Genomic DNA, 25334 nt, shown 5'->3' on the forward strand with positions numbered 1-25334 from the left:
TTTCTCTTATTTAATCGCTACCAGGGAGCAGAAGTTAAAGCACTGATACCACACCTGGGTATGGGCAAAGCCGATCTGTTCCAGGCGCTTTTTGTGGGTGCTGAGGCTGTCGGTGCGCATCACGTTCTCAATGGCGGTACGCTTTTGGCTGATCTCCAGTTCCGAATAGCCATTGTGTCGTTTGAAGTCGTGGTGCAGGTCAATCAACAAATTATCTTTGATGTCGTTCTCACCTTTGATCTTCTCCGAAAGCAGCAATACGCCGCCGGGTTTCAGTCCCTGATAAATTTTTTCAAGCACGGCGGCTCTTTGTGCCTGGGGGATAAACTGCAAAGTAAAGTTCATGGCAACAACGCTGGCGTTGCTTATCTCTAACTCGTTAATGTCACCCAGTTGTACGTCTACCGGTACGTCTGATTTGAAGCCTTTCAGATGCATCTGGCAGCGCTCGACCATAGGCTGGGAGTTGTCTACGGCAATAATGCGGCAATTTTCTTTGTCGATATTGCGGCGCATACTCAGGGTGACCGCGCCCAGCGAACAGCCCAAATCATACAGGTTAGAGTTACTCTGGGCGTATTGGCCTGCCAACTTACCCATGGTACTGACGATGGTGGCATAACCCGGCACCGAGCGCTGGATCATGTCCGGAAATACTTCTACAACGTTTGCGTCGAAGGTGAAGTCTCTGACTTCTTGCTCTGTGGCATATATACTGTCTTTGCCCGTCACACTGCTAGTCCAATTTGTCTTACAAAAAAATAATCATGCTATTTTAGCATTTTATACTAGATAGTCAGTGATAAATTGAGTAGCTTGGCTAGTATTAACAATAAGAAGTAAGTTAGAGAACCAACATGGCGAAAAATAAAGTGATCAGCACAGAAGATATCCTATCCACATTATGTCACTCGGTGACAGAGGTTTTATCCTCGGCCAGTGGCAATCAGATTGCCTATTCGGCAATGGTACAGAAGATCACCCGTACCTGTATGCGTCCAGACATTGGTTGTTTTGTTCTGTTTGACGGCGGTTTTACCGGACTGGTTGTCACCAACTTTACCGCGCAGGCTGCGATGGAGGTTTATCAGGACTATATGCGTTCAATGGGGATGCCGGAAAGTGAAATTGCGCAAAGCCACCTATCGGATGATGTATCCAATGTGATGGGTGAGCTAATGAACCAAATCGTTGGTGACTTTACCAGTAAAGTGCGTGAGCAGCTTCATACCTCTATCACACAGAACCAGCCTAAAATGATGGCAATTAACAAACAGGTTCAGATCTCGGTGGATACCACAATGGACAGGCCACAGGCGCGCCGCGTGACCTTTACCACTCAGGGCCAGAACATTTTCTATCTTGAACTGGCAATGGATAAGACCGAGTTTATCAAGCTCCATGACTACGATATTACCGAAGCCGTGGACCCGGATGACATCATTGCCAGCCAGAGAACAAAAAAAGCGGAGTCTGCAAAAAAAGCAGAGACATCAGCTGAAGACGTTGCAGATGACGACTTTATGGCTGACCTTGGGTTATAACGACTAATCTTACCTTTTGCGCAGCGCAGCCAAGCTTATTAAAGGCTGGCTATGCTGCCTCGAGCTCCATTTGGGCTCAGGCTCAAGCAAGTTGCGGTACATAAGGCAATAGCAGCGCGTGTGCTTTTTCAAACTCATACCGAGTGATCAAATCGTTAAGTTCATCCAACACCGCTTCAGGCAAATGTGTGCCTGTATGCATTGATGCGACAAGCTCAGTAGCACTTGCATCATAGTCCAGCAGCGCTTTCGCAAGTGCTATCAGCATTTCGTCGGACTGCTCAGACAGAGCGTCAGAGGTCTTATCTGAAAGACATTTTTCAGTCTCTGCGGTGTGTAAGTTTACATAATTCGAGACTTGCTCATGGCAGTGCCTGATGTACTCCAGCAAATTATCAATCTGTGTTCCGTCTAAGCTGTTATTCTGAAGTTGGGACTCCAGTGCCGCACATTGGCTCGTCAGATGTGTCATAGATAAGTTCGCACTTGCGCCTTTCAGGGCATGGAGAATGTGCTCAGCAAGCTCTGTGTTACCTATGGTGATGGCTTGTTTAAGGTTGATGAGTTCTTCAATCTGTTGTTTCACAAATTTCTCAAGCAGCGAAAAGTACACGTCCCGGTTGCCAGCAGCCCGGTTGATACCGGCCTCTATATCAATCCCCTCAAGTGTGAAAGTCTTGGCCTCCACACTTGGTGCTTCCAGCTCGTCAGACTCAAATGGCACTGCTTTTTGAACACCTTCTTCGGCCTCGTTTTGTTTAGCATGCGCCAGTATGGTTACAACCATGTTTTCAACATCGATAGGTTTGGCTATGTGTCCATTCATACCAGCACTCAGGCAAGTCTGTATATCTGCTTGCATGGCATTGGCCGTCATTGCCAGTATTGGCGGCTGGCAGAGTTCGGGCTGTTTGCGAATTGCTCGGGTTGCCTTTAGCCCATCCATGACAGGCATCTGCATGTCCATCAATACTACATCAAATGCGGTCTTTTGTACGGCCTCGAGTGCTTCCTGACCATTATTGGCAACGGCTACATTGGCACCGTGGAATGTCAAAATCTCAACCGCAATCTCCTGATTAACGGGTTGATCTTCGGCCACCAGGATCGTCAGTCCGGATAGCCTGGAGTCTTCGGTGGCACTGGTGGCAGTAACTTGCTGGGGCAGAGGTGCGAGGCAGGCTTGCAGGCAATCGAACACGCTGGATGGATTAATAGGCTTGAGTAAAATACTGGAGATCATGTGCTTTTGGTCGTCTTTCAGTCCGAGCTCTCGGCCGTAGGCGGTGACCAGTACATATTGTCTTGAAGAAGAAAGACGATGTAATTCCATAATGGTATCAATGCCGTCTTTTTGTGGCATATGCCAGTCAACAAAGGCAATATCAAAATGAGGTTGCTGATTTTGTACGTATTCAATACAGGCATCACCGGATGAGAACAGCTTAGAGGCGATGCCAAACTTTTTCAGCATGGCGGCCATGACTTCTCTTGCCAGCGCATTGTCGTCCACAATTAAAGCTATTTTGTCTCTAAAATGTTCAGAAGGCTGGCTAACGAGACGGGTCGTGGTGGCAAAAGGCAGAGGCAGTGTAAAATAGAAAGTTGAGCCTTTACCAGGTTCGCTTTCAACAAAAATTTCGCCACCCATCAGTTTCACCAGATGTTGCGAGATAGTCAGACCCAGACCGGTGCCACCGTATTTACGCGTAATAGATGTGTCAGCTTGTGAGAACGACTGAAAGAGTTTGGTTTGTTGTTCGCTGCTCAGCCCAATCCCCGTATCAATGACACGAAAGAGTAATTTGGCACTTTGCTCATCTTCACTTTGATAGCTGATATTGATCGTCACGTGACCTTGCTCTGTAAACTTAACGGCATTCCCTGCAAGGTTGATCAATACCTGGCCGATCCTCAGTGGATCGCCAATATAATCATTCGCTACATCCGGGTGGACATCAAATATCAGCTCCAGCTGCTTTTCTTCGGCTTTGAGTCCGACGATTGTCGCTACGTTATCCAGCACTTTATCCAGGTGGAAGTGGGTGGACTCTATTTCAACTTTACCTGCTTCGATCTTAGAGAAATCGAGAATATCGTTCAGCAGCTTTAGAAGCTGCTTGGCGGCGTTATCTATCTTTTCAACATAATTACGTTGTTTTGTCGTGAGCTGCGTATTCAGTGCAAGATGAGCCATGCCAATGATGGCATTCATGGGGGAGCGAATCTCGTGACTCATGTTAGCAAGGAATTCGCTTTTAACTTTGGCGTTTTTGTCGGCCAGCTCTTTGGCCGCAAGCATATTACGCTCGAGCTCGTTTCGCTCTGTCATATCTAAAAAGGTCCCAACCACACCACCAACTTCTTTATAGCCATCAAAGAAAGGAGCCTCATGTACTATCAGCTCTCTGGATTCCTGTTGGCCGTTCTTCAGAGTTAACTCGAACTGATGCTGTGTTTGCTGCTCTATGGTGTAATTAGATTTTTGCTCCAGGTAGCCCGTCGTATAGACATCAAACACATCCTGGATCCGCATGCCGGTCACCTCGGCCTCAAACAGGTCAAGAAAATCAAGAAAAGCTCGGTTTACCCCCAAAAAGGTGCCCCGGGTATCTCGGTAATAAGTCGGATTGGGAATGGCATTCAGGATATGCAATGTCATCTCCAGGTGCTGCGACAAGGCCGTTTCTGCAGCGAGCTGTTGCTGCGCGTTTTCACATAACTGAATCTGAATCGCAAGATCTTCACATAGCTGCTGGATACTGTTCTGCTGTTCACTGTCGAATTTATCAATGCTGGCAATATACAGTGCACCCTTCAGCTGATTGTTGACGAGCAAAGGATATAAAGCAGCACTTTTAATAGATATGGCGACGGCACCTGCTTTTAAGTCAAAAGCGGCATCGCCTGAGACTAAGCTTTGCCGCGTCAAAGTTCGACATAATTGAGTGAACTGAATACTCAGGTTATCCAGGCAGGGTGGGCAGCCTATGGTCTGTAATGGGGTCAGTACTTTGTCACTGGTGTCACAAATTGCTACGCTGGGAGCTGCGTAGTAAGTCGCGAAAAATTCCAATGCGAAGCGTCTTAGTTCATCCGGGTCACGACTGTGGCGGATCCCCTGATTAAACATTTCGCGCAGTTTGGCGATTTCCACTCGGTTATGAAGCTTGTCGTAGATCTGACCAACGACATTGGCCAGGCTACTTAGCTCTTCTCCTAGTTGTTCGGGCAAGTGCAGCTGGGCATTACCACTCTGATTGGCGTTGTGCAGTGATTGGTATAAGCGTTTAAGGGGGTCAAAAAGTCTAAAATTGCACCACCACATCCCCAGCAACGTAGCCAGACCAAGCAATATAATCCCCCATATCGCAAGTTGATTCAGGCGCATGTACTGACGATCTTTTTCTTTATATAGTTGTGATGTTTGCTGTGAGAATATTAAATCCAGCTGGTCAAGTTCTGTCGTGATATGTTGCAAGGTGCTGTGATAGTTTGCCAAATTGAAAGGGGCCGCAGTGGCGCTTGGTTGAGGCTGTGCCAGCTCAGCATAGGTTTGTATATAGAGTTGTCTGAGCTCACCGTACAGTGCCGCAAGTTGTGTTGCTGAGGACTCAATAGGCAGACGGGCCAGGGCATGGACCAGGCCAACCGGTTTTTGCATTTCACCTTGCGTTGATAGCTCACCAGATTGACTGCCCTGTGTGAATGTAAATTGCGACTCGTTATAATCACGCAGCAGCTCAAGCCTTTGGGGTTGTGGGTTGTTTAAGTACAGAGCAAGCTGTACTGCGTGATTCTGCGCTTGCTCCTTAAGCTCAGAAGAGACGTTGGCCAATGTGTTAAGGTTGTCTAATTTTTGGCTGGCCGGCTCGAGTTTGGTATAACTTAAAAAGAGTAATAACGCTGAAATAGCTAATATCAACAGTATCACCGCAAAGACAATATTCACTCTTAATTTTACACCCATATATACGCCACACTGTTGAGTTTACTAACATAGTAACCATAGTCGCGCGCGGTCATTTCTCAAGCTATGCTTACTGAAAGTGTAAAAAGCAACTTATGAGGGTAAAAGGAATGGCAGACATTTTGGTGGTTGATGATGTTGCAGAAAACCTGCATATGCTTCAACTGATCCTTCGTCAGCAAGGGCATACGGTACTTGCCGCTATCAATGCAGAGGTGGCACTGAATATAATTCAACGTAAGCCGCCAGAGTTGGTGATCACTGATATCAAAATGCCAGGAACATCCGGGATCGAATTGTGTAAGTTGCTGAAGGCAGAAAAGCATACCAGCCATATTCCGGTGATTTTTGTCAGCGCACACAGCGACACCGACTGGATAGTAGAGGCGCTACATGCCGGCGGTAACGATTATATTACCAAGCCTTTTATTCCTGCTGAGATATTAGCCAGAGTGGATACACAGATTAAACTGCTTGATGCACAAAAGAGTGCGTTAAAACAGCAGCTTTCTCAAGTGATGAACGAAATGGTGATTGGCGTAGCGCACGAAATCAATACGCCATTAGGTACGGCTATAACAGCGGTTAGCCATTGTTCAGGCACCATTTATAAGCTGGTAAGTACTTTGAAAGAGGGCGAGGTAAGCTTTGATGAGATTAAGGATAAGCTGGCAGAGTGTGATACAAGCCTGTCTTTGAGTGAACGAAACTTAACCCGGGTGGCTAAATTCGTGTCTATGGTCAAGCAGATTGCCCGGGTAGAGTGTCCGGTGTCGCCCACCCGGGTGAGCTTGCTTGAATTTGCTGAGAAAGTACAGTGTGCCTGGTTGAACAAACCGGTCAGCATTGAAATTGTCGTTCATCACGAGGGGGCCGCTCTGTTTGACGGAGGTCTGCTGGCCTCCGTAATAGATACCCTGATTGCGAACTCTCTGTCTCATGGCCGACAGGAAGGTCAGTTGGAAGTGCGTATCGGCCTCGGAATCGAGGATACACAATTAATTGTCAGCTACCTGGACAATGGTCTGGGGCTCGAAGGTATCTCAGAAGAAGACATGTTGAAGCCATTCGTGACAACAAAAAGAGGTAACACGGGGCATGTCGGATTGAGTGCTTCTGTAGCGGCTAACCTGATTGTGAATGCTTTAAATGGCAGTTATCAGGTGCACGACCGTCAGCACGGGTTGGAGTGGCAGATATCTTTACCTGTGGAGCCGATTTGATCTGAGTCAATCTCAGTGATTATTGACAGGGGAGGCGGACATAAGTCCTTATCTGAGGCGGTGGATTTCTCTAAGCTCGCGAGCAAGATTTTATCTTAATTCAAAAAGTTAATTTTCAATGTTCGAGTTGCAGTTAATTTCTTGAATTTAAGTCACGTTCAAATATCGGTGGAACCATTATGCAACAGCTACCTACAGTTGACTATCAAGCGCCTGACGCGGCGAAACAATTTGTTGAATCTCTGCGCTCAACGGGCTTTGGTGTACTAAAAAACCACCCAATTCCTCAGGAACTGGTTGAGTCTATCTATAAAAACTGGCAAGAATTCTTTAACTCAGAAGAAAAGCACGCGTTTTTATTCAATAAAGAAACGCAAGACGGTTACTTTCCGCCCGATGTTTCTGAAGTTGCGAAAGGCTTCACAATTAAAGACATTAAAGAGTACTTCCACGTTTATCCGAAAGGTCGTGTGCCTGCGCAACTCGATGCAGAAATTCGTGAGTACTATCGTTTGGCCAATGAGTTTGCGGCAGAGCTATTAAGCTGGGTTCAGGCTGAAGCACCAGAAAACGTGCGTGCTAAATTCTCTATTGATCTGAAAGACATGATCAAAGACTCTGAACAAACACTACTGCGCGTTTTGCACTACCCACCGATGACAGGTGATGAAGAACCGGGTGCTATCCGTGCAGCAGCACATGGCGACATCAACCTGTTGACCGTTCTGCCTGCAGCAAACGAGCCAGGCCTGCAAGTACAAAGACAAGACGGCAGCTGGTTAGACGTGCCATGTGATTTTGGTAATTTGATCATTAACATTGGTGACATGTTACAAGAAGCGTCGGGCGGGTACTTCCCATCTACCATTCACCGTGTAATTAACCCAACCGGTAAGGCCAGTGATAAGTCACGTATCTCACTGCCGTTGTTCCTGCATCCTCGTCCTGATGTGGTCTTGTCTGAGCGTTACACTGCTGACAGTTACCTGCAAGAGCGTCTGAGAGAGCTGGGTGTAAAATAACCGCAGCCTGCCCCTACATAAAATTAATGTAGGGAATTGGTTTTGAAAACGGTGCGAAAGCGCCGTTTTTTTCATTAAATGTGGCAATCTTCGTGTTTACATAAGGTGTCTGCCAAATCCTCCGTCAAAATGCAGAAAAAGGACAATATTCAGTTCCTTGCAAAAATTTTCTGACAATTAAGCAAAAGTATGCAATATTAAAATTTTTCACACTGCGAAAAAATAATAAAAAACTTAATGACAACGCTGTCATTTGTTGTGTAACATCAAATCAACATGACTGAATTCCGGTAGCCTTTGAATGAGGAGGCACCAATCACAACTTTTAGGGGTCGTTACATGATGGCTAAACAGGTTGAACATGACCAGTTATATATAGGTATCGATGGTGGAGGAACGAAATGTCGTGCCACCATATACTCTGCAATACATGGCGTACTAGGCACTGGTCTTGGTGGTCCTGCGAATCCTTTGCATGGATTCGAAAGAACCTTAGAGTCTATCATGGTTTCGACTCAGTTAGCTTTGCAGGATGCGGGACTAAGGGTAGAGCAGGTTCACGAACTCAATGCGGGTTTGGGCCTTGCAGGCGTAAACTTACCGAGCTTATATGACAAAATTATGCGCTGGGATCATCCGTTCAAGCAAATGTTCCTGACAACGGATCTCCATACCGCCTGTATTGGCGCACACGAAGGAGAAGATGGCGCGGTGATCATCACAGGTACTGGCTCATGTGGGTTTGTGCTGGTGGATGGAAAAAGCGCTAATTATGGTGGGCACGGGTTTGCTCAGGGTGATATTGGCAGTGGCTCCTGGATGGGACTTGAAGCAGTCAAAGCCGTGTTACTGGATTTAGACGGTCTTGGACCAAAGACAGCCTTGTCTCAAGTATTTTTACAGCATTTTAATACCAACACCGCAATGGGTATTGCCGAGCAAATGGCAGGACAGCCTTCCAGCAGCTACGCCAGGTTGGCCCGCTATGTACTGGATGCCGCGAAAGCCGGGGATCAGCTGGCGCTGGAAATTGTGAAAACCGGGGCCGGTTATGTCAGCCGACTTGCTCACAAACTACTGGAAAACAACCCGCCCAGATTATCAATGATTGGGGGATTATCCGAGCCGTTAAGCCAGTGGCTGGACCCGGAAATTGCAGAGCGGGTTGAACTGCCTAAGCAGCCACCTGAGATGGGGGCGATTTACTTCGCAATGCAGAGTATTCAACGTCAATCGGAACACTTGGTGTAATTCATGAACAGATTTTTAGCCAGCCGTCTGTTTGACGGCACACAATTTAAAAACGAAGTTGAGTTTGTTGTCGATAATGGCAAGCTTCACTTTGAGTCTCATCCCGCGGGCAGTGAAGTTACGCGACTTGAGGGCATAACCGCACCAGGCTTTATTGATGTCCAGGTTAATGGCGGCGGTGGTGGCTTTTTGAATGCCGATCCCTCATTGTCTTGCCTGACGACCATAGTCACAGCCCATGCAAAGTTTGGATCAACGGCTCTGATGCCAACGCTTATTACAGATCAGGTAGCGGTTATGGAGCAAGCTGCGGATGCCATTGCTCAGGCAATTGCACGCAAAGAGCCAGGTGTTGCCGGGGTTCATTTTGAAGGTCCGCATTTGTCACACCCAAAGAAAGGCACCCACAGCGAACAATTTATTCGTCCAATTTCTGAGCGAGAGTTCGCTATTTATGCCCGTGAAGACATAGGGATAAAAATGGTGACCCTGGCCCCTGAAACTGTGCCACTGAGTGACATCAAGCGGCTTGTTGAACTGGGTGTCAAAGTGTCTATCGGCCATTCTAATGCAGATTTTGAAACCACAATGGCCGCGCTGGAAGTTGGTGCTGACGGGTTTACGCACTTATTTAATGCCATGTCGGCCTATACCTCTCGTGAGCCAGGGGTGGTGGGAGCAGCATTATGGGATGACAACGCATGGTGCGGTCTGATTGTGGATGGACACCACGTGCACCCGGCTTCGGCTAAGCTGGCGATTCGCGCTAAGCAACGTGGCAAAATCATGCTGGTGACTGATGCTATGCCGCCAGTTGGCACGGATGAGCAGGAATTTGACTTTTTTGATGGTCGTAAAGTGATCCGCACTGGCGATCGGCTAAACTCGACCACAGGCGAGTTAGCAGGCAGTGTCCTTGATATGGCAAGCGCAGTACGTAACAGTGTTAACACTCTCGATGTGACATTGTCAGAAGCATTGCGGATGGCCTCGTTATACCCGGCACAGTACCTTGGGCTGCCTGACAAGGGACGTTTGATTGACGGTGCAGATGCTGACTTTGTGCTGCTCGATAGTGACCTTCATGTATTACAGACTTTCATTAACGGAAAACACATTTAATTTTCCCTGGGTAAAAAACCCCGCTGTTGTTTAGCGGGGATTTTTTGTTTCTATAGGTAGTAACTATGTCAAATAATAAGAAAAGACTGGCGTCGCTCGATGCCTTACGTGGCATGGACATGTTTTGGATCCTGGGTGGTCAGTCCATATTTGCCGCGTTGTTTGTTCTGACCGGCTGGCAGGGGTGGAAAATTTTTGAAGCTCAGACGCTTCACAGTGCCTGGCACGGCTTTACCTTTTACGACTTGATCTTCCCCTTGTTTATCTTTTTGTCGGGAGTGGCGATGGGCTTACGGCCCAAGCGCATTGATCACTTGTCATTGGAAGAGCGCAAGCCTATTTACATCAAGGCGATTAAACGGCTGGGTTTGCTGTGTCTGTTTGGTGTGCTGTATAACCATGGCTGGGGCACAGGTATTCCGGCTGATTTGGGCGAGATCCGCTATGCCAGTGTACTTGGGCGCATCGCCATTGCCTGGTTTTTTTGCGCCATGCTGGTGTGGCACTGTAGTCTGAAGACAACAGCGCTAACAGGGGTCGGTATCATGCTCGCGTATTGGGTGTTGTTGTGTTTTATTCCTGTGCCTGGAGGCAGTGCAGGGGAGCTCACACCGGCTGGCAGCTGGAACGCCTGGATAGATCAGGCATTACTGCCAGGGATTACCTATCAGAATCGCCCGGTTGACCCGGAAGGTATTTTGTCTAGCTTTCCGGCTATTGTGAACGCCATTGCCGGCGTCTTTGCCGGACAGCTGATAGCACAGTCGGATAAACTGGGTCAGTGGCAGGTCGCAGGGCGTCTGTTTATTGCCGGTATCATTAGCCTGGCTCTGGGCTGGTTGTGGGACCTTCAGTTCCCGGTAAACAAAGAATTGTGGACCAGCTCCTTTGTACTGGTGACTGTCGGCTGGAGCGCCATTTTACTGGCTATTTTCTTTACACTGGTCGATATACTTAACGGTCAGAAGTTGGCTTATCCCTTTGTGATCATCGGTGCCAACTCTATTATTATTTATCTGGCATCGAGCCTGGTAGATTGGGCCTTTATCAGCCGCAGTGTGTTCGGTGGCATCATCAGTGCGGTGCCAGAGCACTGGCAGGCGTTGCTCAGTGTATGCGCCTTGCTGGCGGTTCAGCTGCTGGTCTTACACTGGATGTACAAACGTAAGATCATTGTGAGCGTATAGCAAAGTAGATCTTATTGTTGGGCCTGACGACCGTTAAGACTTTGAAAATGACCTGCTGAGCAGGTCATTTTTATTTTGGCTATAAAAAAAGTACATTTTTTTATCACTTTTACTTTACAAGCGCGTTTTTTTCTCTAATAATGACAGCGTTGTCATAATGGTAATAACCTAAACAGTGTATCCCAGTTAGGTTTTGATCTGACCTTGTTTTGATTGCACGCAGAGCAAGGTTCAGATCCCATTTTTCCTGTTTGTTCACAACCTTGAGCCTTACATTATGCAAATAGTCATTCTTAAAAACGCAGCTGAAGTTGCAGCATATGGTGCCGATATTTTTACTCAGCAGTTAACACGTAACGCAGGCTCTGTTTTAGGACTGGCGACAGGATCAACGCCAGTTGCTTTGTATCAGGAACTGATCCGTCGCAACCAGACAGGCACGGTAAGCTTTAGCAAAGCCAAAACGTTTAACCTGGATGAATACTTGGGCCTGAATGGCGATCACCCACAAAGCTATCGTTATTTCATGAACGAGCAGTTGTTCAACCACATAGACGTTAACAAAGACAATACGCATGTTCCGCCAGGAGATGCCAAAAACCCAATTGAAGCCTGTAAAGAATATGAAGCGCAGATTAGCGCAGCCGGTGGCATCGATGTTCAGCTTCTGGGCATAGGTCGCAATGGCCATATTGGCTTTAACGAACCATCGTCAGGGTTAACTTCACGCACTCGGGTTAAAACCCTGACAAAAGCGACCATCGACGATAATGCACGTTTTTTTGCAGCGGATGAATATCAGCCACATCTGTCGATCACCATGGGGATTGGTACGATTTTAGATGCACGTAAAGTGGTCTTACTGGCAACTGGTGAAAACAAAGCCGATGCGGTACATGCCATGATTGAAGGTCCTCTGACCGCTGCTTGTCCTGCATCAGCCTTACAAATGCACCGTCACGCTGTGATTGTGCTGGATGAAGGGGCTGCGAGCAAACTGAAAGACATTGAATTCTACAAACACATTGAAGCTGAGAATCAAAAGCTTCAGGAATATCTTGCCTCTCTGTAGTGTGTTATCACACTGTAGTTCAAGCCCGTAAGGGCTTTTTTTTTGCCGCAAAGCTATTGGCATTCGGGCCAGCTATGTTAGCGTGTCGTCAAAGACCAACAAAAGGATGAACGTCGTGCTGCATTACACGCAAATGAACCTGGACAGGGCCTCGGCTGAACGAAAAGACCCTAACTGGTTACTTGGCCAATACGGTGAAAAAAGCCGCTGGTTGCTGGTATGGAATAACAAAAATCTGATTGTCAGCAACGAGCGCGAGCTGGCTTTGTTGTCTCAGTCACAGGTTGACACACTTGACCGCGCCGAAGCCGTGTTTTTAGGCATTGACGACACTTATAGCTACTTTGCGCTGGACGTTAGCGAAGTCGAACAAGAGTTACTTCAGGACTGTATTGATGTCAGCTTTGATGAGCACACGTTTGAACAAACCTTCCATTTCGAAGATATGCGCACCATAGGCCCAAAGCTGGACGCCGAATTAGCGTCGGTGGGTGTGTTGGCCCGCGGGCTGTGTTACTGGCATAAAACGCATCGTTTCTGTGGGCGTTGTGGTAGTCCAAATCGCCCTGTGGAAGCCGGACACGCGCGTTTGTGCAACGACAAAGAATGTCGTCATATGACGTTCCCGCGCACGGATCCCGCTGTGATTATGCTGGTAACACATACCTTTGCAGATGGTGTTGAGCGCTGCCTGCTTGGTCGACAAGCGCAATGGCCAGAAGGTGTGTACTCAACTCTGGCGGGGTTTGTTGACCCCGGTGAAACACTGGAGCGGGCCGTGATCCGCGAAGTTAAAGAAGAGGCCGGGGTTGAGGTTGACCAGGTACGCTACCTTGCCTCGCAACCCTGGCCATTTCCGTCGTCTATTATGCTAGGCTTTATAGCAACTGCAAAAAGCACCGACATTTTTGTTGAGCAGGATGAGCTGGAGCATGCACAATGGTTTTCCCGAGCGGATCTCAACGGATTTGCCGAGTGGGGAGACGATGTGCCCGGATATAAACTCACCCGCAAAGATTCTATCTCCAGATATCTGGTTGAATACTGGCGTCAGCAATGATGCACTTAGTCCAAAATTGAGCACACTATGAAGAAGAATACTAAACTGGTGGCCGCTGGCCGCAAAACCCAGTACACCAAGGGCGTGGTTAACCCTGTGGTACAACGGGCATCGACCGTTGTTTTTGAGTCTGTCGCCGATATGCAGGAAGCCATTTCCGAGCGCGGCAAACGCACTTTGTTTTATGGCCGTCGTGGCACCAATACGCATTTTGCATTGCAAGACGCCATCATGGAGCTTGAAAATGGCGCCGGTTGTGCGTTATATCCGTCTGGTGCTGCCGCCATTTCGCAGGCCCTGTTGTCATTTCTGAAAACCGGCGATCATCTGTTGATGGTAGATACTGCCTACGAGCCAACCCGTGATTTTTGTGACAAGATCCTGGCTGGGTTGGGGATCACAACTACCTATTATGATCCGCTGATTGGCGCTGATATCGAATCACTCATTCAGGACAACACCAAAGTGCTGTTCCTGGAATCCCCTGGCTCTATCACCATGGAAGTGCAGGACGTGCCCAGCCTGGTCAAAGTGGCTAAGGCAAAGGGCCTGATCACTATGCTGGATAACACCTATGGCAACGGGTGGCATTATCGGCCGCTGGAGCATGGCGTGGATATCAGCATTCAGGCCGCCACTAAATACATAGTCGGTCACTCCGATGTCATGATGGGCGTGGCCGTGGCTAACGAGACGCTGTGGCCAACCCTGCGCGAAAACTCTTACCTGCTTGGACAGTGTACCTCAGCAGACGACGCTTACCTGGCATTACGTGGTTTGCGGACCATGCCGGTACGCTTGCAGCAACACGAAAAGTCGGCACTTCAGGTTGCCAACTGGCTGGCCGGTCACCCTCTGGTTGATCACGTACGACATCCTGCACTGAAAAGCTGCCCGGGGCATGAGTTTTTTAAACGCGACTTTAGCGGCAGCAATGGTTTGTTCTCTGTGGTGATGAAACAGGGGCACCGCAAAGCCATTAACCGTTTCCTCGACAGCTTACACCACTTTAAGATGGGCTTTTCATGGGGCGGCTTTGAAAGCCTGGTAACGGCGAATGCCAGCATGGCCCCTCTGCGCACAACAACGGGGTGGCAGCATGGTCCGGTGATCCGCTTGCACATAGGTCTGGAAGATGTGGAAGATTTGATTGCTGATTTGGAGCAGGCGCTCAAGGTCTATCAGGAAAGCTTGTAACAGAAGCGGGCGGTGAGGCTGTCACCGCCTGTTTATGATGCCAGATTAAAGGCTCTGCGCGTAATGGTACAGTGCCTTTAACACAGCCAGATTCTTTTCATTGCCTTCATGTTCATACACCAGATTTTCCAGCGTGATCATAAAGTCCTGCGCATTGATAGACGGGTTGTCTTCGCCATGCATGAGTTTGTTCTGACAGTATTTACGCCACTGCTCCAGTTCACTGGCAGAGAGGCTTTCCGGCCAGTTTCGGGCACGATAGCGAAACAGCAGAGTATGGAATTTAGGATCTTCAAACTCCAGGTTGAGCGAGCCTAATTCGTGCGGCGGCGCTTCGCGTACAATGGCCAGCTTGGCTTTGTCGGCTTTACTGATAAAACCATTATAAAGCTGATAATCCGGGTTAGTTGTGTCGCTGAAATCGCCCTGGTCGTTAAACACCTCAGCCACCTTGTCGCGCAGCTCCGGGTGCGATTTAAGAATTTTAAGATGTGCCAGACACTGTTCACGATCGATCCCCAGGCGGGCAGCGTTCTCTGGTAGCAGCGTTTTTGCAGGCGCTAATATCGGACATTTGTTCAGGTGAACCAGTTTCAGGCCAACCGGTAGCTCATCTTCGCCCAAATCACTGTGTTTAGTGTACAAGCGCGCACGGAGTTCCTCTACCGACAGGTCCAGCAGCACCTGCGGGTCATTGGTCAGGTTGAAACACACCACGGCATTTTTGTTCACCGGGTGAAAGCTCATTGGCGCAATCCAGCTGGTGCAACCCTGAGTGGCTGGAATACGCGAAGAAGTATGCACCAGTGGCTGCATGTTAAACACATCAATCAGGTCCGCGAGTGCTTTTTTACCGCGCAGCGAGAAGAAAAACTGATACAGTTTAGGCTGTTTGTCTTTAATCAGCTTGGCCAGCGCAATGGTTGCCGTCACATCGCTCAGCGCATCGTGGGCATCGGCGTGCTCAATGCCGTTCGCTTTGGTGAGGTCTTCCAGGCGAAAACTTGGGGTGCCATCTTCTTTTTCTGGCCACACAATGCCTTCAGGGCGAAGCGCATAACAGGCACGCACTAAATCAATGATATCCCAGCGGCTATTGCCATTTTGCCACTCGCGTTCATAGGGGTCATAGAAGTTGCGATACAGACTATAGCGGGTCACTTCGTCATCGAACCGAATGCTGTTATAACCGGCAACACAGGTATTGGGTTTACTGAATTCGCGATGGATCTTGGCCATAAACTCACTTTCCGGCAATCCATGTTTCAGCGCATGCTGCGGCGTGATCCCAGTTACCAGGCAAGCCTCTGGCTGAGGCAAATAATCCGCCGCCGGGCGACAATACTCAATCAGCGGCTCACCTATAATATTCAGGTCCAGATCGGTACGGATCCCGGCAAACTGACTCGGCCGGTCCTTCTGCGGGCTGGCCCCCCAGGTTTCATAATCGTGCCAGTAAATTGTGGGGATATTATCAGTTAATTCTTGTGTCGCCATCAGGCTATAAATCCTATTTCAATCAACCTGTTATTCTTATTCAGTGCAGCAGGTTGCTGTTCAGAGTTTGCTGTTTTTTAAACCTAAGTGTGTGTATCACTGCGTGTACTGAACTCAATCAGTGTGTATATAAATGCGCATACTGCTTAGGCTTGTACAAACTCAAAAGTCTGGAAATCTAAGTCGTTACGCTATTGTCTCATAGTGATGGGTTGGGAGTAAACGGAAGAGGGCGAGTGTGGGTTTGCATGCTCAAATATTAAAAGGTTCAGGGCAGGGCGTTGGTAAACTAACTAATAGTTTATCATCAAAAAATCGGCCTCTTCCTATTAGTGGAAAATCTACTTAAAAGCTTGTTCAGTATATGGGGTCACTCTATGTGTGTCACTGAAGCTAAAAGTTACTAATTCCGAACACCATGACATGAGTAGATGAAATTATGTATGTGCAATACCAGTTCTTTGAGCATTTGAGTAGCAGATTGGCTAATGCATCAATATCAAGAGTGTGATGTCGTGTCATCTTTTACGGCTCGTACTTAGTACAAAAATATAGCGCTGTCATTTTTGTTTCCTTGATAAAATTTCAATGTAGTAAACAACTTAAAAAACAAGTACCTAAAAACGCGCACTGAGAAAGTGGCTAAAACACCTTGTTTTTTGTTGCTAATTTCAACACATTGTTTAACGGATGAGCACAGCCAGAGCAGAGTGTCTCATCATTTGTCGAATAACCATTGTAAGAAATACAACAGGAAACAACATGAAACTTAAAAAGGTTAAATTAAAAACGCTAAGTACAGGTAAAAACCTAAACGCACAGCAAACGAATGAAATTGCGGGTGGGGCAAGTGCCTACAGTAAAGACTATGGTGCATGTTACACAGCGCCTGTATTTTGCCCAACAGCATACATTTGTTGATAAGGCTGCTTAGCCCGGCTTAGTCGGGCTTTATGCTTTAACAAGGAGTCCAGTCAGATCTTATCTATTTGTCCTTCATGCATTTCATTTAGGTATTAGCAAACCGGAATGTTCTCCTACAGGGCTATACCAGTTGGCTAATTCTCTTAACTTTGAACCGTATATCAAAAACATATAACAATATCTGTCGCTATTTTAATGTCTTGCATTCCATCCAGGCAGAGTTGACGCGATTTTCGTGTATGGACCCATTATCAACCGGGTGTGTAATGTCATTTTGTTGCGATTCAATAAAAGCGGATACTGCTTTAACTGCTATTTTGCGCACTTTAATTGTACATAATTGCGTCGTCTTATTTGAGTTCAATGGCTAAAGTTTGATACAAATACTAAGTAGATGGGATATCTTTTCACAAGTCTCTCAGGGACGACATTGCGCAAAAATTAAAAAGAGAAGGAATAATAATGATGACAAGGCAAGTGCCTAACTGGGTGGTTATTGCTGGAGCTGTGTTTGGTGGTCTTACCCTGCTCTTTTTCATGCTATTGATAGTCATGTCGGCCTTTGGCTTAGAAGTGCCCTGTGATAGCCGTTTTTTAGTTGTGGTTGTCATCGCTTTTGGGGTAGCACTTTCTATCACTTTTTTAGGAGGAGCCGTTGCTGCGAGGGGCAGTGTTCCGTTACCTTTTATATCCAGGCATCCATTTACATTTAGCGCATCCGGCGGTATCGCTGCGTTTATCGTAGTGTTAACTCTCTCAAATTCACTGTTCAGTAAGAATTGCGAGTCACCTATTGTGGGGTGTGCTGATGGGTATCAAAGTCACTATGTTTCGCAGCTAAGGTTCGGTTTTTGTTACCCCCGCAGAGGGTGGGAACTGGATACTGCTGCCATAGATATCAGAGCCGCAGATATTTTTATTAGAGCTTCAGAGGATAGAAATGTCGGGGTGCGTTATCACCTTACGACAGTACCTGCTGTTTTTATGAGTGAGCAGGACGATTACTTCCAAAGGACCGCAGTAACCTGGTCACAATTAGACGAAAACATTGAGCACGGCCCCACTAATGTAGGCGGGCGAAAGGCGTACAGTTATCAATTGACGCCCCTTAACGGCAAAGGGGAGCCAATGCCAACAAGGATAACTCATATATTTTTATCGAACGAGATGCTTTTGGAAATATACGCTTCTCACATGGAGGATACTTCTGACGTACTGAAAAGTGAGATAGAAAGTATTGTGGCCAGTACTTCGATATTTAAGTGAGATGATGTCACTTTCTGCGCCTGACAGTTTAGTGTTCACAGCGTTGGGCCAGTGTATCACCTTGTTTTGAAAACCGAATTTTAGCCCTGCACATATGTTAGTAACATATCTAGCAGGGCAGGTATTATCTAAGGCGTTACCAATTCCTCAAACGCTTCTTTTGCTTGCTCGCTTTGCAAGATACGGCCATGCCCAAGCCCCTGCGTTTCTATGAGTTTTACCTTAGACATTTCGGTCGCTGCTTGTTTAGAGACGGTAAACTGCGCAAACCGGTCGTTCTGGTCGTGCACAATAATACACTGAGCGGATCGGCTTTTTAGCTTTGCAAACGGGTCAACAGACGCCATTGGGTAGTTGTATTCATTTTCGACCTTGCTGACGACGGAGCGAAACAGTCGCATTGAATAACCCGAACGCTCAATACTGCCAAACAAATTGCTGACATAATCCAGCACGGGTGCAATTAGTAACAGCGGTTTGTCGGCAAGTTTTGGGTGCTTACATTCAATAGTCGCGGCGCAGCCCATACTGTGGGCGATAACACCTTCAACATGGTCTGTGTTGTCGAGTACAGCTTCAAGTCCGTATACAAAGGCGGGCAGGTGACCGACCGAGCCTTCACTGTTGCCATGGGCTGGGTGGTCAAAGGCCAGTGCTGTGTAGCCTTGCTGAGCTATGTGCTGCATCAAAGGAAAGAACTGGTTGGCACTGCCAGACCAGCCGTGGGTTAACACCCAAACGGGCCCACTACCAATCTGATAGGTTTTTAGTAAGCCTTCTTTTGAAGAAATACTGCCCTCAACCATTTCATTTGGTGCCGCATGCTTGGGCTTAGCCCTGACCGGCGTAAGCAGTAGCTTAGTTGCAGTCTTTTCGGCATGTCCTGGCGCTATTCTGTGGTGCGCACGGGTCATGACATTAAGCATATGCTTTTTGAAGTTAAATTTGCTATCTGATTTAAAGTAAATCTTGTCACTCATTTCTCTTTCTCCACGAAAAACACCATAGCCAGTTAACTTTAAAACGAACGGTCGTGCTAATAATGTATTCAAAAAAAGGCTGAAGGTGTTCAGCCTGGGGTTTATCCTGTTTAGCCTAAACTACCGGAAAGCTAAAACAATTACTTCCAGCTCTGTATCTGGCGTTCTACGCCATGCCAGAACCTCTGTGTGCTTTCTTCCTGTCCATGCATTGAATGATACAGGTGGGCACTCAAATACATGCCATATAACTCAAAAGTGGCTTGCTCCGGTGCCAGATCAGCCCGAAACTCGTTGTTTTCAACGCCTTTGCCTATCTGGATTTGCAAATAGGTTAGCCAATTTTCAATCCCTTGCTTGAGCACTCGCTGCGCGGCAGACTCGTCGGCACATTTTTCTCGCCAGGCGTCCAGGAACATACAGCTGCCCTGGAATGATTGATTCCAGTTTAACCAGTGATGTAACAGCGCCTTTATCTTCTCTTCATAGTTGCGGCAGTTATCTGCCCGAGCAGGCACAATAACGCGTTGTACAAAAATATCATTGGCAAAATCAACAACAGCCGCCTGCAAGTTCTCTTTTGAGTTAAAGTGTGCGAACAAACCGCTTTTAGACATACTGCACTGTTTGGCCAGCTCACCAATCGTCAGGCTTTCCAGACCATTCTCACTGGCCAGCGCAAATGCCACATTTAAAATGTTATCGCGGGTTTGTTTGCCTTTGCTCATACACTACTCACTGCTATGTTACATATATTTATAGCACGACCGTTCTTTTAATGATAGGTCAAAGTTTAAAGAGTGTGTAAGAGCATGGATAGTAGTGGCCATAAGTTTGATACATATTGAGTGTCAAACTAGCCAAAAGTTAGCCATAACAACCAACATGCATAACCTCCTGTGACTCCCATTTTAAAATCTTATTAAAATACAATGACATAAAATTTGGCCTGTATTATGCTCCTGTATGTGTTTTAACTTGGAGAAGATTTTTGAAAAAGCTGTTTATCGCTGTTTTACTACTGCCTGTGTTCTGGATTTTATTACCAAAACAAGAAGCCATCAGCCAGGACAAGAAGACGTTTAGCGAATACATCAAGGCCGTTATGGAAGAAGCGGCTATCCCGGGGCTGGCGATTGCCAAAATTGACAATGGAGAAGCCACACTTCATACCTTTGGCTTTGCGGATGTGACGCAAAACAGGCCGGTGACACAAGACACCTTGTTTAATATCGCTTCAATCAGCAAACCCATTATGGGCGTGGTGCTGCTTAAGTTGGTAGAGCAGGGTAAGCTTGAACTCGACCGGGATATTAACGATTATTTACCGTTTAAGGTTGATAACCCCAAACTAGAGAATGAGACGATTACACTCAGGCATTTGGTGACCCATACCTCCGGGATTGCAGATTACTACGATGTAAACAGCTTCACGGCAAATCGGGATCCTGAAACGACCTTGGAAGCACACTTGACGTCATTACTGACACCCGGGGGGCATCTGTATGAGCAGGGGGCCTATTATCTGGACCATCAACCAGGCACTCATCGCAAGTATAGCAACCTGGCTTCTGCTCTGGCGGGTTATCTGGTCGAGGCAACCACGGGTGAAAGCCTGGCGCAGTACAGTGTGGATCATTTGTTTAAACCGTTGGGAATGGACAACACCCGCTGGCGATTAGAGGGTCTCTCATTTGCAGAAATAGCAGTGCCTTATGAAGTGGAATCCTGCATTCCTTATACACCTGTGTGTGGTGATTTCGAATCACCTAAATTGAATTATGTGATTAACGAGTACTTTAATCCACCCATTGCGTTCAAGCGGTTTGTGCCACAGCCTCACTATGGTAACCCTCAGTATCCTGATGGTGGGGTCCGCACCAGTATCAAAGAGCTCAGCCTGTTTCTGACCCAGCTGTTAAAAAACCAAACCATGGCCGGCGAACCACTCCTGTCAGCTGCGATATCTCAGCAAATGATATCGATCCAGGCACCCGAAGCTGTATCAAAAGGTCAACGTTTCTTCTGGCGCGACAACAGTATGGGATTGATAGGACATATGGGCTCGGATCCTGGTGTATTCGCAGCCATGTACTTTGATCCAAACAAAAAAGATGGGTTTATTATTCTGATGAATCGGGGACTGGACACGAAATCGGGCAGCGCCATGAAAAGTATTGCAGTCAGATTAATGAATCAATAGTCTGGTTAGAGAGTTGAGTTAAGAGAAACGACATGGACGTTGCTGAAAATACTGAGAGACTAAGTGACAATGAGAGTAGAAAAGAGGGGGAGAAGAATGGTCGGCATAGCAGGATTTGAACCTGCGACCCCTGACACCCCATGACAGTGCGCTACCAAGCTGCGCTATATGCCGACTTGGTTGCCACTATAATGATTTTTATTGGAAAGGCAACACCAGGGCTGTTTGTTTGCACATTAATTAAACATAAGGGTTTCAAAGGGACGCCCTTTGTACAAAAAAGCAAAGGTCATGGGTGTGAATACGCTGGAAACTTTCCCGGGTGAAGTAAACTAAATTGGAAATGGGCTTGGCGTGTGGTAAACATGGCTTGTCTGAGAGCTTTAAAATACAGGCAACTGACTTCAAGGCCTAATTTTGATTGACATCGGTTAAGTCTAACCGTGTCGTGGAGCAAATAGCCATTTTACCAGGAAAGTTAAATATGCGTTTTGAAAACAAGAAAGTTGTGATTACAGGAGCCAGTCCAGACTTTGGACTGACGCTGTCTATTTTGTTTGCCAGGCTGGGGGCAGAGTTATTTCTGTCGGCCAGAACGCTTACCAAAGCGAAAGCGACAGCCCGGCAGGTACTCGAAGCGGTTCCCAGTGCCAAAGTCACGCCGTTTCAGGTCGATGTGACTAAGCCTGGTGAAATTGCGCTGTTTGCACAGGAAGTTGAAGCACGCACTGCTGAAGTCGACATTTTGATCAACAATGCCTCATTCTGGTTGTCTGGCTCAATATTAGAAGTATCAGATGAGCAGATTGTCGAAACTATCAATTCTACAGCGACAGGCAGTATTTTGATGACGCAAAAATTTCTACCACTTTTGCAGCGTTCAGCTTCACCAGACATTCTGTTTATCAATAGTACCGCCAGTCTCGAAAACAACCCACGCTCAGTTGCCAGTGAAGCTTTTAGCGCTGCAAAAGCTGCACAGTCCACATTTGCAGACCGGCTTCGGCATCGGTTAATGGGGCAGGGTATAAGAGTGATCAGTATTTATCCGCCCAACTTCGACAATCCATCTGCGCTCAATGAGGCGCAGTGGGATCAGCCCCGTTCGCACACAGACCATATGAATCTGTCAGCGCGACATGTTTTTGAATGCATCCAGTTTGCTTTATCTCAGGATCGTGTCTGCTCCGTTGATAAAATTGTACTAAGCAATAACAGTATGCATGTGAATGACAATAATGCCTAAAGAAAACAAATATATGAGTGAACAGGTTTTGACTTTTAGTTGTGGCACAGAGCTTTTGAAGATGAAGATACTGAAATATAAGTATTTGACTGGAGTGAGAAAAGAATGGTCGGCATAGCAGGATTTGAACCTGCGACCCCTGACACCCCATGACAGTGCGCTACCAAGCTGCGCTATATGCCGACTTGGGTTTCACTATAATGATTTTTTGATGAAAGGCAATAAGTAATTGTTTCAACTGAATGTTATTTGTGCTGACCGGGCTCGAGTGCGGATTTGTTGCGCAATAGGGTTAATGTGGGGGAAGTGAGATTGAGGCAGCGTGCGGTACGCTACCCCGGTCTTAGATTACTTGTGCCAAATGCCTTTAGGTAAGGTTTTTAACACTTCAGGTTTTTGTGAGGGATCAAATACGGGCGTCTTACCTTGCTTAAGTTGTGCGCGATAGTCTTTGGCAAGCCAGATAACAATGCCAGACAACATGAACAGCGCAACCACGTTTACAATCGCCATCAGGCCCATTGAGATATCGGCAAGCGTCCAGATCAGGCCAAGCTCACCTACAGCACCAAACATGACCATAGCCAGTACACAGGCTCTGAATATAAACAGGCCTTTTGGATGGTTATGCTCGAGGAATAACAGGTTGGTTTCTGCATAACTATAGTTTGCAACAATAGAAGTAAAGGCAAAGAACAGAATGGCGATAGCTACAAAAATTGCACCCCAGTCGCCCACGTGTTCAACCAGTGCGGCCTGCGTTAATTGAATACCCGTGACACCAGATTCTGGCACGAGTTGGTTAGAGAGCAGAATAAGTGCGGCGGTGGCACTACATATCACTATGGTATCAACAAATACACCCAGCATCTGAACATAGCCTTGTGATGCTGGGTGGTTTGGGTTCGGGGTTGCGCTTGCTGCGGCATTTGCGGCACTACCCATGCCTGCTTCATTGGAGAATAGACCACGTTTAATTCCCTGGATCATTGCCTGCATGACGGCATAACCTACGGCTCCGCCTGCAGCTTGCTCAAAACCAAATGCGCTGTTGATGATCAGCATGAAAACGTCGGGTAACTGGCTGGCGTTCATAGCACAGACAATGATTGCCAATAATAAGTAGGCGATCGCCATGAAAGGTACTGCCAGCTCAGCAAAGCGGGCAATGGTTTTAAGACCGCCGAAGATAATAAAGGCTGAGCCACATACCAGTAGCAAGCCCATCACATATTTGGGAACATCAAAAGCTACTTCAAACGCTGCGGCAATCGAGTTTGCCTGCACGGCATTAAACACCAAGCCGAAAGCGAGGATCAGACATAAAGAAAAAAGTACACCCATCCAGCGTTTATTCAGGCCATACTCCATATAATAAGCAGGGCCACCTCGGTAGTTGCCTTCATCGTCTTTGGTTTTGTATAGCTGAGCAAGCGCACTTTCTGCAAAACTGGTCGCCATACCAATCAGGGCGATGAGCCACATCCAAAAAATAGCACCGGGTCCACCCAGATAAAGCGCAACGGCAACACCTGCCATATTTCCGGTACCAACTCGTGCGGCAAGTGAGGTACAAAAAGCCTGAAAAGAAGAAATTCCGTCTTTGGCGCCACTTCGACTGTTTGCCATGACTTTAATCATGTACGGGAATTGAGTGAACTGTATGAAACCCAGTCGGAGGGTAAAGAAAACACCTGCTGCAATTAATAGGTATATAAGTATATGACCCCACAGCAAGCCGCTTATAGTATTAAAAAAGTCAGCCATTGGATTACGACCCTTATTATAGATATAGCAGAACGGGTAAATAAGGTGACGTAATTTAGCACATGACGGCTTTCAACTCTAAGTATTATTGCTTTATCCACAGGTTTTTGTGGGTAACTTGTGTGGCAGTTGTGAGGTCGTGTTGGGTAAAAAATTAATTCAAAAAAATCATAAAAAGCGCTTGCGCTGCATTCGAATCTCCCTATAATGCGCATCCATCGACACGGCGGGCAGCAAATATAACGCTGAACAAAATGCCGATTAGTCATATGAAACTTAGTTTAACTTCTTTTAAATCTGAGTGTTGACAAAAAGAGGAAAGTGATTAGAATGCACAACCCTCAGCGCTAACAGCGCAGCGACATTGAGTCGCACTGTTCTTTAAAAATATGAAGCAATCATCTGTGTGGGCACTCGTACAGATTGAGTTCTAACAGCGAAGCTACTTAGGTAGTGACGCACAAAAATTTAGAGTCTCAACTGAACTGAGTGACTAACATAGTCAATTCGTTTTGATTTTACTTTTTTAAAAAGTAGAAACAGACAAAATCAGAATTCATTGAGCACGAAACTTCGGTTTCAAAAAACTTTTAATTGAAGAGTTTGATCATGGCTCAGATTGAACGCTGGCGGCAGGCCTAACACATGCAAGTCGAGCGGTAACATTTCTAGCTTGCTAGAAGATGACGAGCGGCGGACGGGTGAGTAATGCTTGGGAACATGCCTTTAGGTGGGGGACAACCATTGGAAACGATGGCTAATACCGCATAATGTCTACGGACCAAAGGGGGCTTCGGCTCTCG

The 25334-nt window shown here is 46.9% G+C and carries 19 protein-coding genes, 2 tRNA genes and 1 rRNA gene; 14 read left to right on the forward strand and 8 right to left on the reverse strand.

Features of this window, described 5'->3' with window-relative positions:
- Nucleotides 1-6: 6 nt before the first annotated feature.
- Nucleotides 7-732: a carboxy-S-adenosyl-L-methionine synthase CmoA gene (gene cmoA / locus NH568_RS02920; RefSeq protein ID WP_253044475.1), complete on the reverse strand. Its 726-nt coding sequence runs from the start codon at nucleotides 730-732 to the stop codon at nucleotides 7-9.
- 125 nt (nucleotides 733-857) lie between these two features.
- Here cmoA and NH568_RS02925 point away from each other — a divergent pair, with 125 nt between their 5' ends.
- Nucleotides 858-1544: a DUF3334 family protein gene (locus NH568_RS02925; RefSeq protein ID WP_253044476.1), complete on the forward strand. Its 687-nt coding sequence runs from the start codon at nucleotides 858-860 to the stop codon at nucleotides 1542-1544.
- Between the two features lie 82 nt (nucleotides 1545-1626).
- On the opposite strand, the gene NH568_RS02930 is transcribed toward NH568_RS02925, so the two are convergent.
- A complete protein-coding gene (locus tag NH568_RS02930; protein ID WP_253044477.1) occupies nucleotides 1627-5514 on the reverse strand; it encodes a PAS domain-containing hybrid sensor histidine kinase/response regulator in 3888 nt (1295 codons plus the stop codon).
- Nucleotides 5515-5624: 110 nt separating this feature from the next.
- Between NH568_RS02930 and NH568_RS02935 the strand changes: the two genes are divergently transcribed.
- The 8 genes from NH568_RS02935 to NH568_RS02970 all read left to right on the forward strand — a co-directional run bounded on the left by NH568_RS02935 (nucleotide 5625) and on the right by NH568_RS02970 (nucleotide 14648).
- Nucleotides 5625-6737, forward strand: a complete 1113-nt coding sequence (locus NH568_RS02935; RefSeq protein WP_253044478.1) for a response regulator — start codon at nucleotides 5625-5627, stop codon at nucleotides 6735-6737.
- A 179-nt stretch (nucleotides 6738-6916) separates the two neighbouring features.
- Nucleotides 6917-7759 (forward strand): 2OG-Fe(II) oxygenase family protein, encoded by an 843-nt coding sequence (locus NH568_RS02940; protein WP_253044479.1) that lies wholly within the window; start codon nucleotides 6917-6919, stop codon nucleotides 7757-7759.
- Nucleotides 7760-8098: 339 nt separating this feature from the next.
- The gene (gene nagK, locus NH568_RS02945; RefSeq protein WP_253044480.1) at nucleotides 8099-9010 is read left to right on the forward strand and encodes an N-acetylglucosamine kinase; all 912 of its coding nucleotides are present in this window, start codon (nucleotides 8099-8101) and stop codon (nucleotides 9008-9010) included.
- 3 nt (nucleotides 9011-9013) lie between these two features.
- Complete coding sequence (gene nagA / locus NH568_RS02950) at nucleotides 9014-10132, forward strand: N-acetylglucosamine-6-phosphate deacetylase (protein ID WP_253044481.1); 1119 nt, start codon at nucleotides 9014-9016, stop codon at nucleotides 10130-10132.
- A gap of 65 nt (nucleotides 10133-10197) precedes the next feature.
- Complete coding sequence (nagX, locus tag NH568_RS02955; RefSeq protein WP_253044482.1) at nucleotides 10198-11319, forward strand: transmembrane glucosamine N-acetyltransferase NagX; 1122 nt, start codon at nucleotides 10198-10200, stop codon at nucleotides 11317-11319.
- Between the two features lie 277 nt (nucleotides 11320-11596).
- Nucleotides 11597-12391: a glucosamine-6-phosphate deaminase gene (gene nagB / locus NH568_RS02960; RefSeq protein WP_253044483.1), complete on the forward strand. Its 795-nt coding sequence runs from the start codon at nucleotides 11597-11599 to the stop codon at nucleotides 12389-12391.
- 115 nt (nucleotides 12392-12506) lie between these two features.
- Nucleotides 12507-13451 (forward strand): NAD(+) diphosphatase, encoded by a 945-nt coding sequence (gene nudC, locus NH568_RS02965; protein WP_253044484.1) that lies wholly within the window; start codon nucleotides 12507-12509, stop codon nucleotides 13449-13451.
- Between the two features lie 27 nt (nucleotides 13452-13478).
- On the forward strand, nucleotides 13479-14648 hold the full coding sequence (locus NH568_RS02970) for a cystathionine beta-lyase (RefSeq protein WP_253044485.1): 1170 nt from the start codon (nucleotides 13479-13481) through the stop codon (nucleotides 14646-14648).
- Between the two features lie 45 nt (nucleotides 14649-14693).
- Here the strand turns inward: NH568_RS02970 and sbcB are convergent, their stop codons facing one another.
- Entirely contained in the window at nucleotides 14694-16145 is a 1452-nt protein-coding gene (sbcB, locus tag NH568_RS02975; RefSeq protein ID WP_138552043.1) for an exodeoxyribonuclease I, read from the reverse strand.
- Nucleotides 16146-16907: 762 nt separating this feature from the next.
- Between sbcB and NH568_RS02980 the strand changes: the two genes are divergently transcribed.
- A complete protein-coding gene (locus tag NH568_RS02980) occupies nucleotides 16908-17066 on the forward strand; it encodes a hypothetical protein (protein ID WP_160317350.1) in 159 nt (52 codons plus the stop codon).
- A 465-nt stretch (nucleotides 17067-17531) separates the two neighbouring features.
- The gene (locus NH568_RS02985) at nucleotides 17532-18335 is read left to right on the forward strand and encodes a phage holin family protein (protein WP_253044486.1); all 804 of its coding nucleotides are present in this window, start codon (nucleotides 17532-17534) and stop codon (nucleotides 18333-18335) included.
- Between the two features lie 128 nt (nucleotides 18336-18463).
- Here the strand turns inward: NH568_RS02985 and NH568_RS02990 are convergent, their stop codons facing one another.
- Both NH568_RS02990 and NH568_RS02995 read right to left on the reverse strand, forming a co-directional pair.
- Nucleotides 18464-19315 carry an alpha/beta hydrolase gene (locus NH568_RS02990; protein WP_253044487.1) on the reverse strand — a complete coding sequence of 284 codons (852 nt, stop codon included), beginning with the start codon at nucleotides 19313-19315 and terminating at the stop codon, nucleotides 18464-18466.
- A gap of 140 nt (nucleotides 19316-19455) precedes the next feature.
- The gene (locus tag NH568_RS02995; protein WP_253044488.1) at nucleotides 19456-20043 is read right to left on the reverse strand and encodes a TetR/AcrR family transcriptional regulator; all 588 of its coding nucleotides are present in this window, start codon (nucleotides 20041-20043) and stop codon (nucleotides 19456-19458) included.
- Nucleotides 20044-20306: 263 nt separating this feature from the next.
- Here NH568_RS02995 and NH568_RS03000 point away from each other — a divergent pair, with 263 nt between their 5' ends.
- A complete protein-coding gene (locus tag NH568_RS03000) occupies nucleotides 20307-21518 on the forward strand; it encodes a serine hydrolase (protein ID WP_253044489.1) in 1212 nt (403 codons plus the stop codon).
- Nucleotides 21519-21615: 97 nt separating this feature from the next.
- Here the strand turns inward: NH568_RS03000 and NH568_RS03005 are convergent.
- Nucleotides 21616-21692 (reverse strand) — tRNA-Pro (locus tag NH568_RS03005).
- Between the two features lie 310 nt (nucleotides 21693-22002).
- Between NH568_RS03005 and NH568_RS03010 the strand changes: the two genes are divergently transcribed.
- Nucleotides 22003-22764 (forward strand): SDR family oxidoreductase, encoded by a 762-nt coding sequence (locus NH568_RS03010; RefSeq protein ID WP_253044490.1) that lies wholly within the window; start codon nucleotides 22003-22005, stop codon nucleotides 22762-22764.
- A 106-nt stretch (nucleotides 22765-22870) separates the two neighbouring features.
- Here NH568_RS03010 and NH568_RS03015 read toward each other — a convergent pair.
- Nucleotides 22871-22947: transfer RNA gene (locus NH568_RS03015), tRNA-Pro, on the reverse strand.
- A 165-nt stretch (nucleotides 22948-23112) separates the two neighbouring features.
- On the reverse strand, nucleotides 23113-24531 hold the full coding sequence (locus tag NH568_RS03020) for a sodium:alanine symporter family protein (protein WP_253044491.1): 1419 nt from the start codon (nucleotides 24529-24531) through the stop codon (nucleotides 23113-23115).
- A gap of 591 nt (nucleotides 24532-25122) precedes the next feature.
- Between NH568_RS03020 and NH568_RS03025 the strand changes: the two genes are divergently transcribed.
- A 16S ribosomal RNA gene (locus tag NH568_RS03025) occupies nucleotides 25123-25334 on the forward strand; the annotation flags it as partial.

The sequence above is a fragment of the Pseudoalteromonas sp. XMcav2-N genome (genome assembly GCF_024124545.1).
Classification (GTDB): Bacteria; Pseudomonadota; Gammaproteobacteria; order Enterobacterales; family Alteromonadaceae; genus Pseudoalteromonas.

What these genes read in the sequence shown, in the direction of transcription:
- NH568_RS02925 (WP_253044476.1), top strand. Translation starts at nt 858, where the DNA reads ATGGCGAAAAATAAAGTGATCAGCACAGAAGATATCCTATCCACATTA.
- NH568_RS02930 (WP_253044477.1), bottom strand. Translation starts at nt 5,514, where the DNA reads ATGGGTGTAAAATTAAGAGTGAATATTGTCTTTGCGGTGATACTGTTG.
- NH568_RS02935 (WP_253044478.1), top strand. Translation starts at nt 5,625, where the DNA reads ATGGCAGACATTTTGGTGGTTGATGATGTTGCAGAAAACCTGCATATG.
- NH568_RS02940 (WP_253044479.1), top strand. Translation starts at nt 6,917, where the DNA reads ATGCAACAGCTACCTACAGTTGACTATCAAGCGCCTGACGCGGCGAAA.
- nagK (WP_253044480.1), top strand. Translation starts at nt 8,099, where the DNA reads ATGATGGCTAAACAGGTTGAACATGACCAGTTATATATAGGTATCGAT.
- nagA (WP_253044481.1), top strand. Translation starts at nt 9,014, where the DNA reads ATGAACAGATTTTTAGCCAGCCGTCTGTTTGACGGCACACAATTTAAA.
- nagX (WP_253044482.1), top strand. Translation starts at nt 10,198, where the DNA reads ATGTCAAATAATAAGAAAAGACTGGCGTCGCTCGATGCCTTACGTGGC.
- nagB (WP_253044483.1), top strand. Translation starts at nt 11,597, where the DNA reads ATGCAAATAGTCATTCTTAAAAACGCAGCTGAAGTTGCAGCATATGGT.
- NH568_RS02970 (WP_253044485.1), top strand. Translation starts at nt 13,479, where the DNA reads ATGAAGAAGAATACTAAACTGGTGGCCGCTGGCCGCAAAACCCAGTAC.
- sbcB (WP_138552043.1), bottom strand. Translation starts at nt 16,145, where the DNA reads ATGGCGACACAAGAATTAACTGATAATATCCCCACAATTTACTGGCAC.
- NH568_RS02980 (WP_160317350.1), top strand. Translation starts at nt 16,908, where the DNA reads ATGAAACTTAAAAAGGTTAAATTAAAAACGCTAAGTACAGGTAAAAAC.
- NH568_RS02985 (WP_253044486.1), top strand. Translation starts at nt 17,532, where the DNA reads ATGATGACAAGGCAAGTGCCTAACTGGGTGGTTATTGCTGGAGCTGTG.
- NH568_RS02990 (WP_253044487.1), bottom strand. Translation starts at nt 19,315, where the DNA reads ATGAGTGACAAGATTTACTTTAAATCAGATAGCAAATTTAACTTCAAA.
- NH568_RS02995 (WP_253044488.1), bottom strand. Translation starts at nt 20,043, where the DNA reads ATGAGCAAAGGCAAACAAACCCGCGATAACATTTTAAATGTGGCATTT.
- NH568_RS03010 (WP_253044490.1), top strand. Translation starts at nt 22,003, where the DNA reads ATGCGTTTTGAAAACAAGAAAGTTGTGATTACAGGAGCCAGTCCAGAC.
- NH568_RS03020 (WP_253044491.1), bottom strand. Translation starts at nt 24,531, where the DNA reads ATGGCTGACTTTTTTAATACTATAAGCGGCTTGCTGTGGGGTCATATA.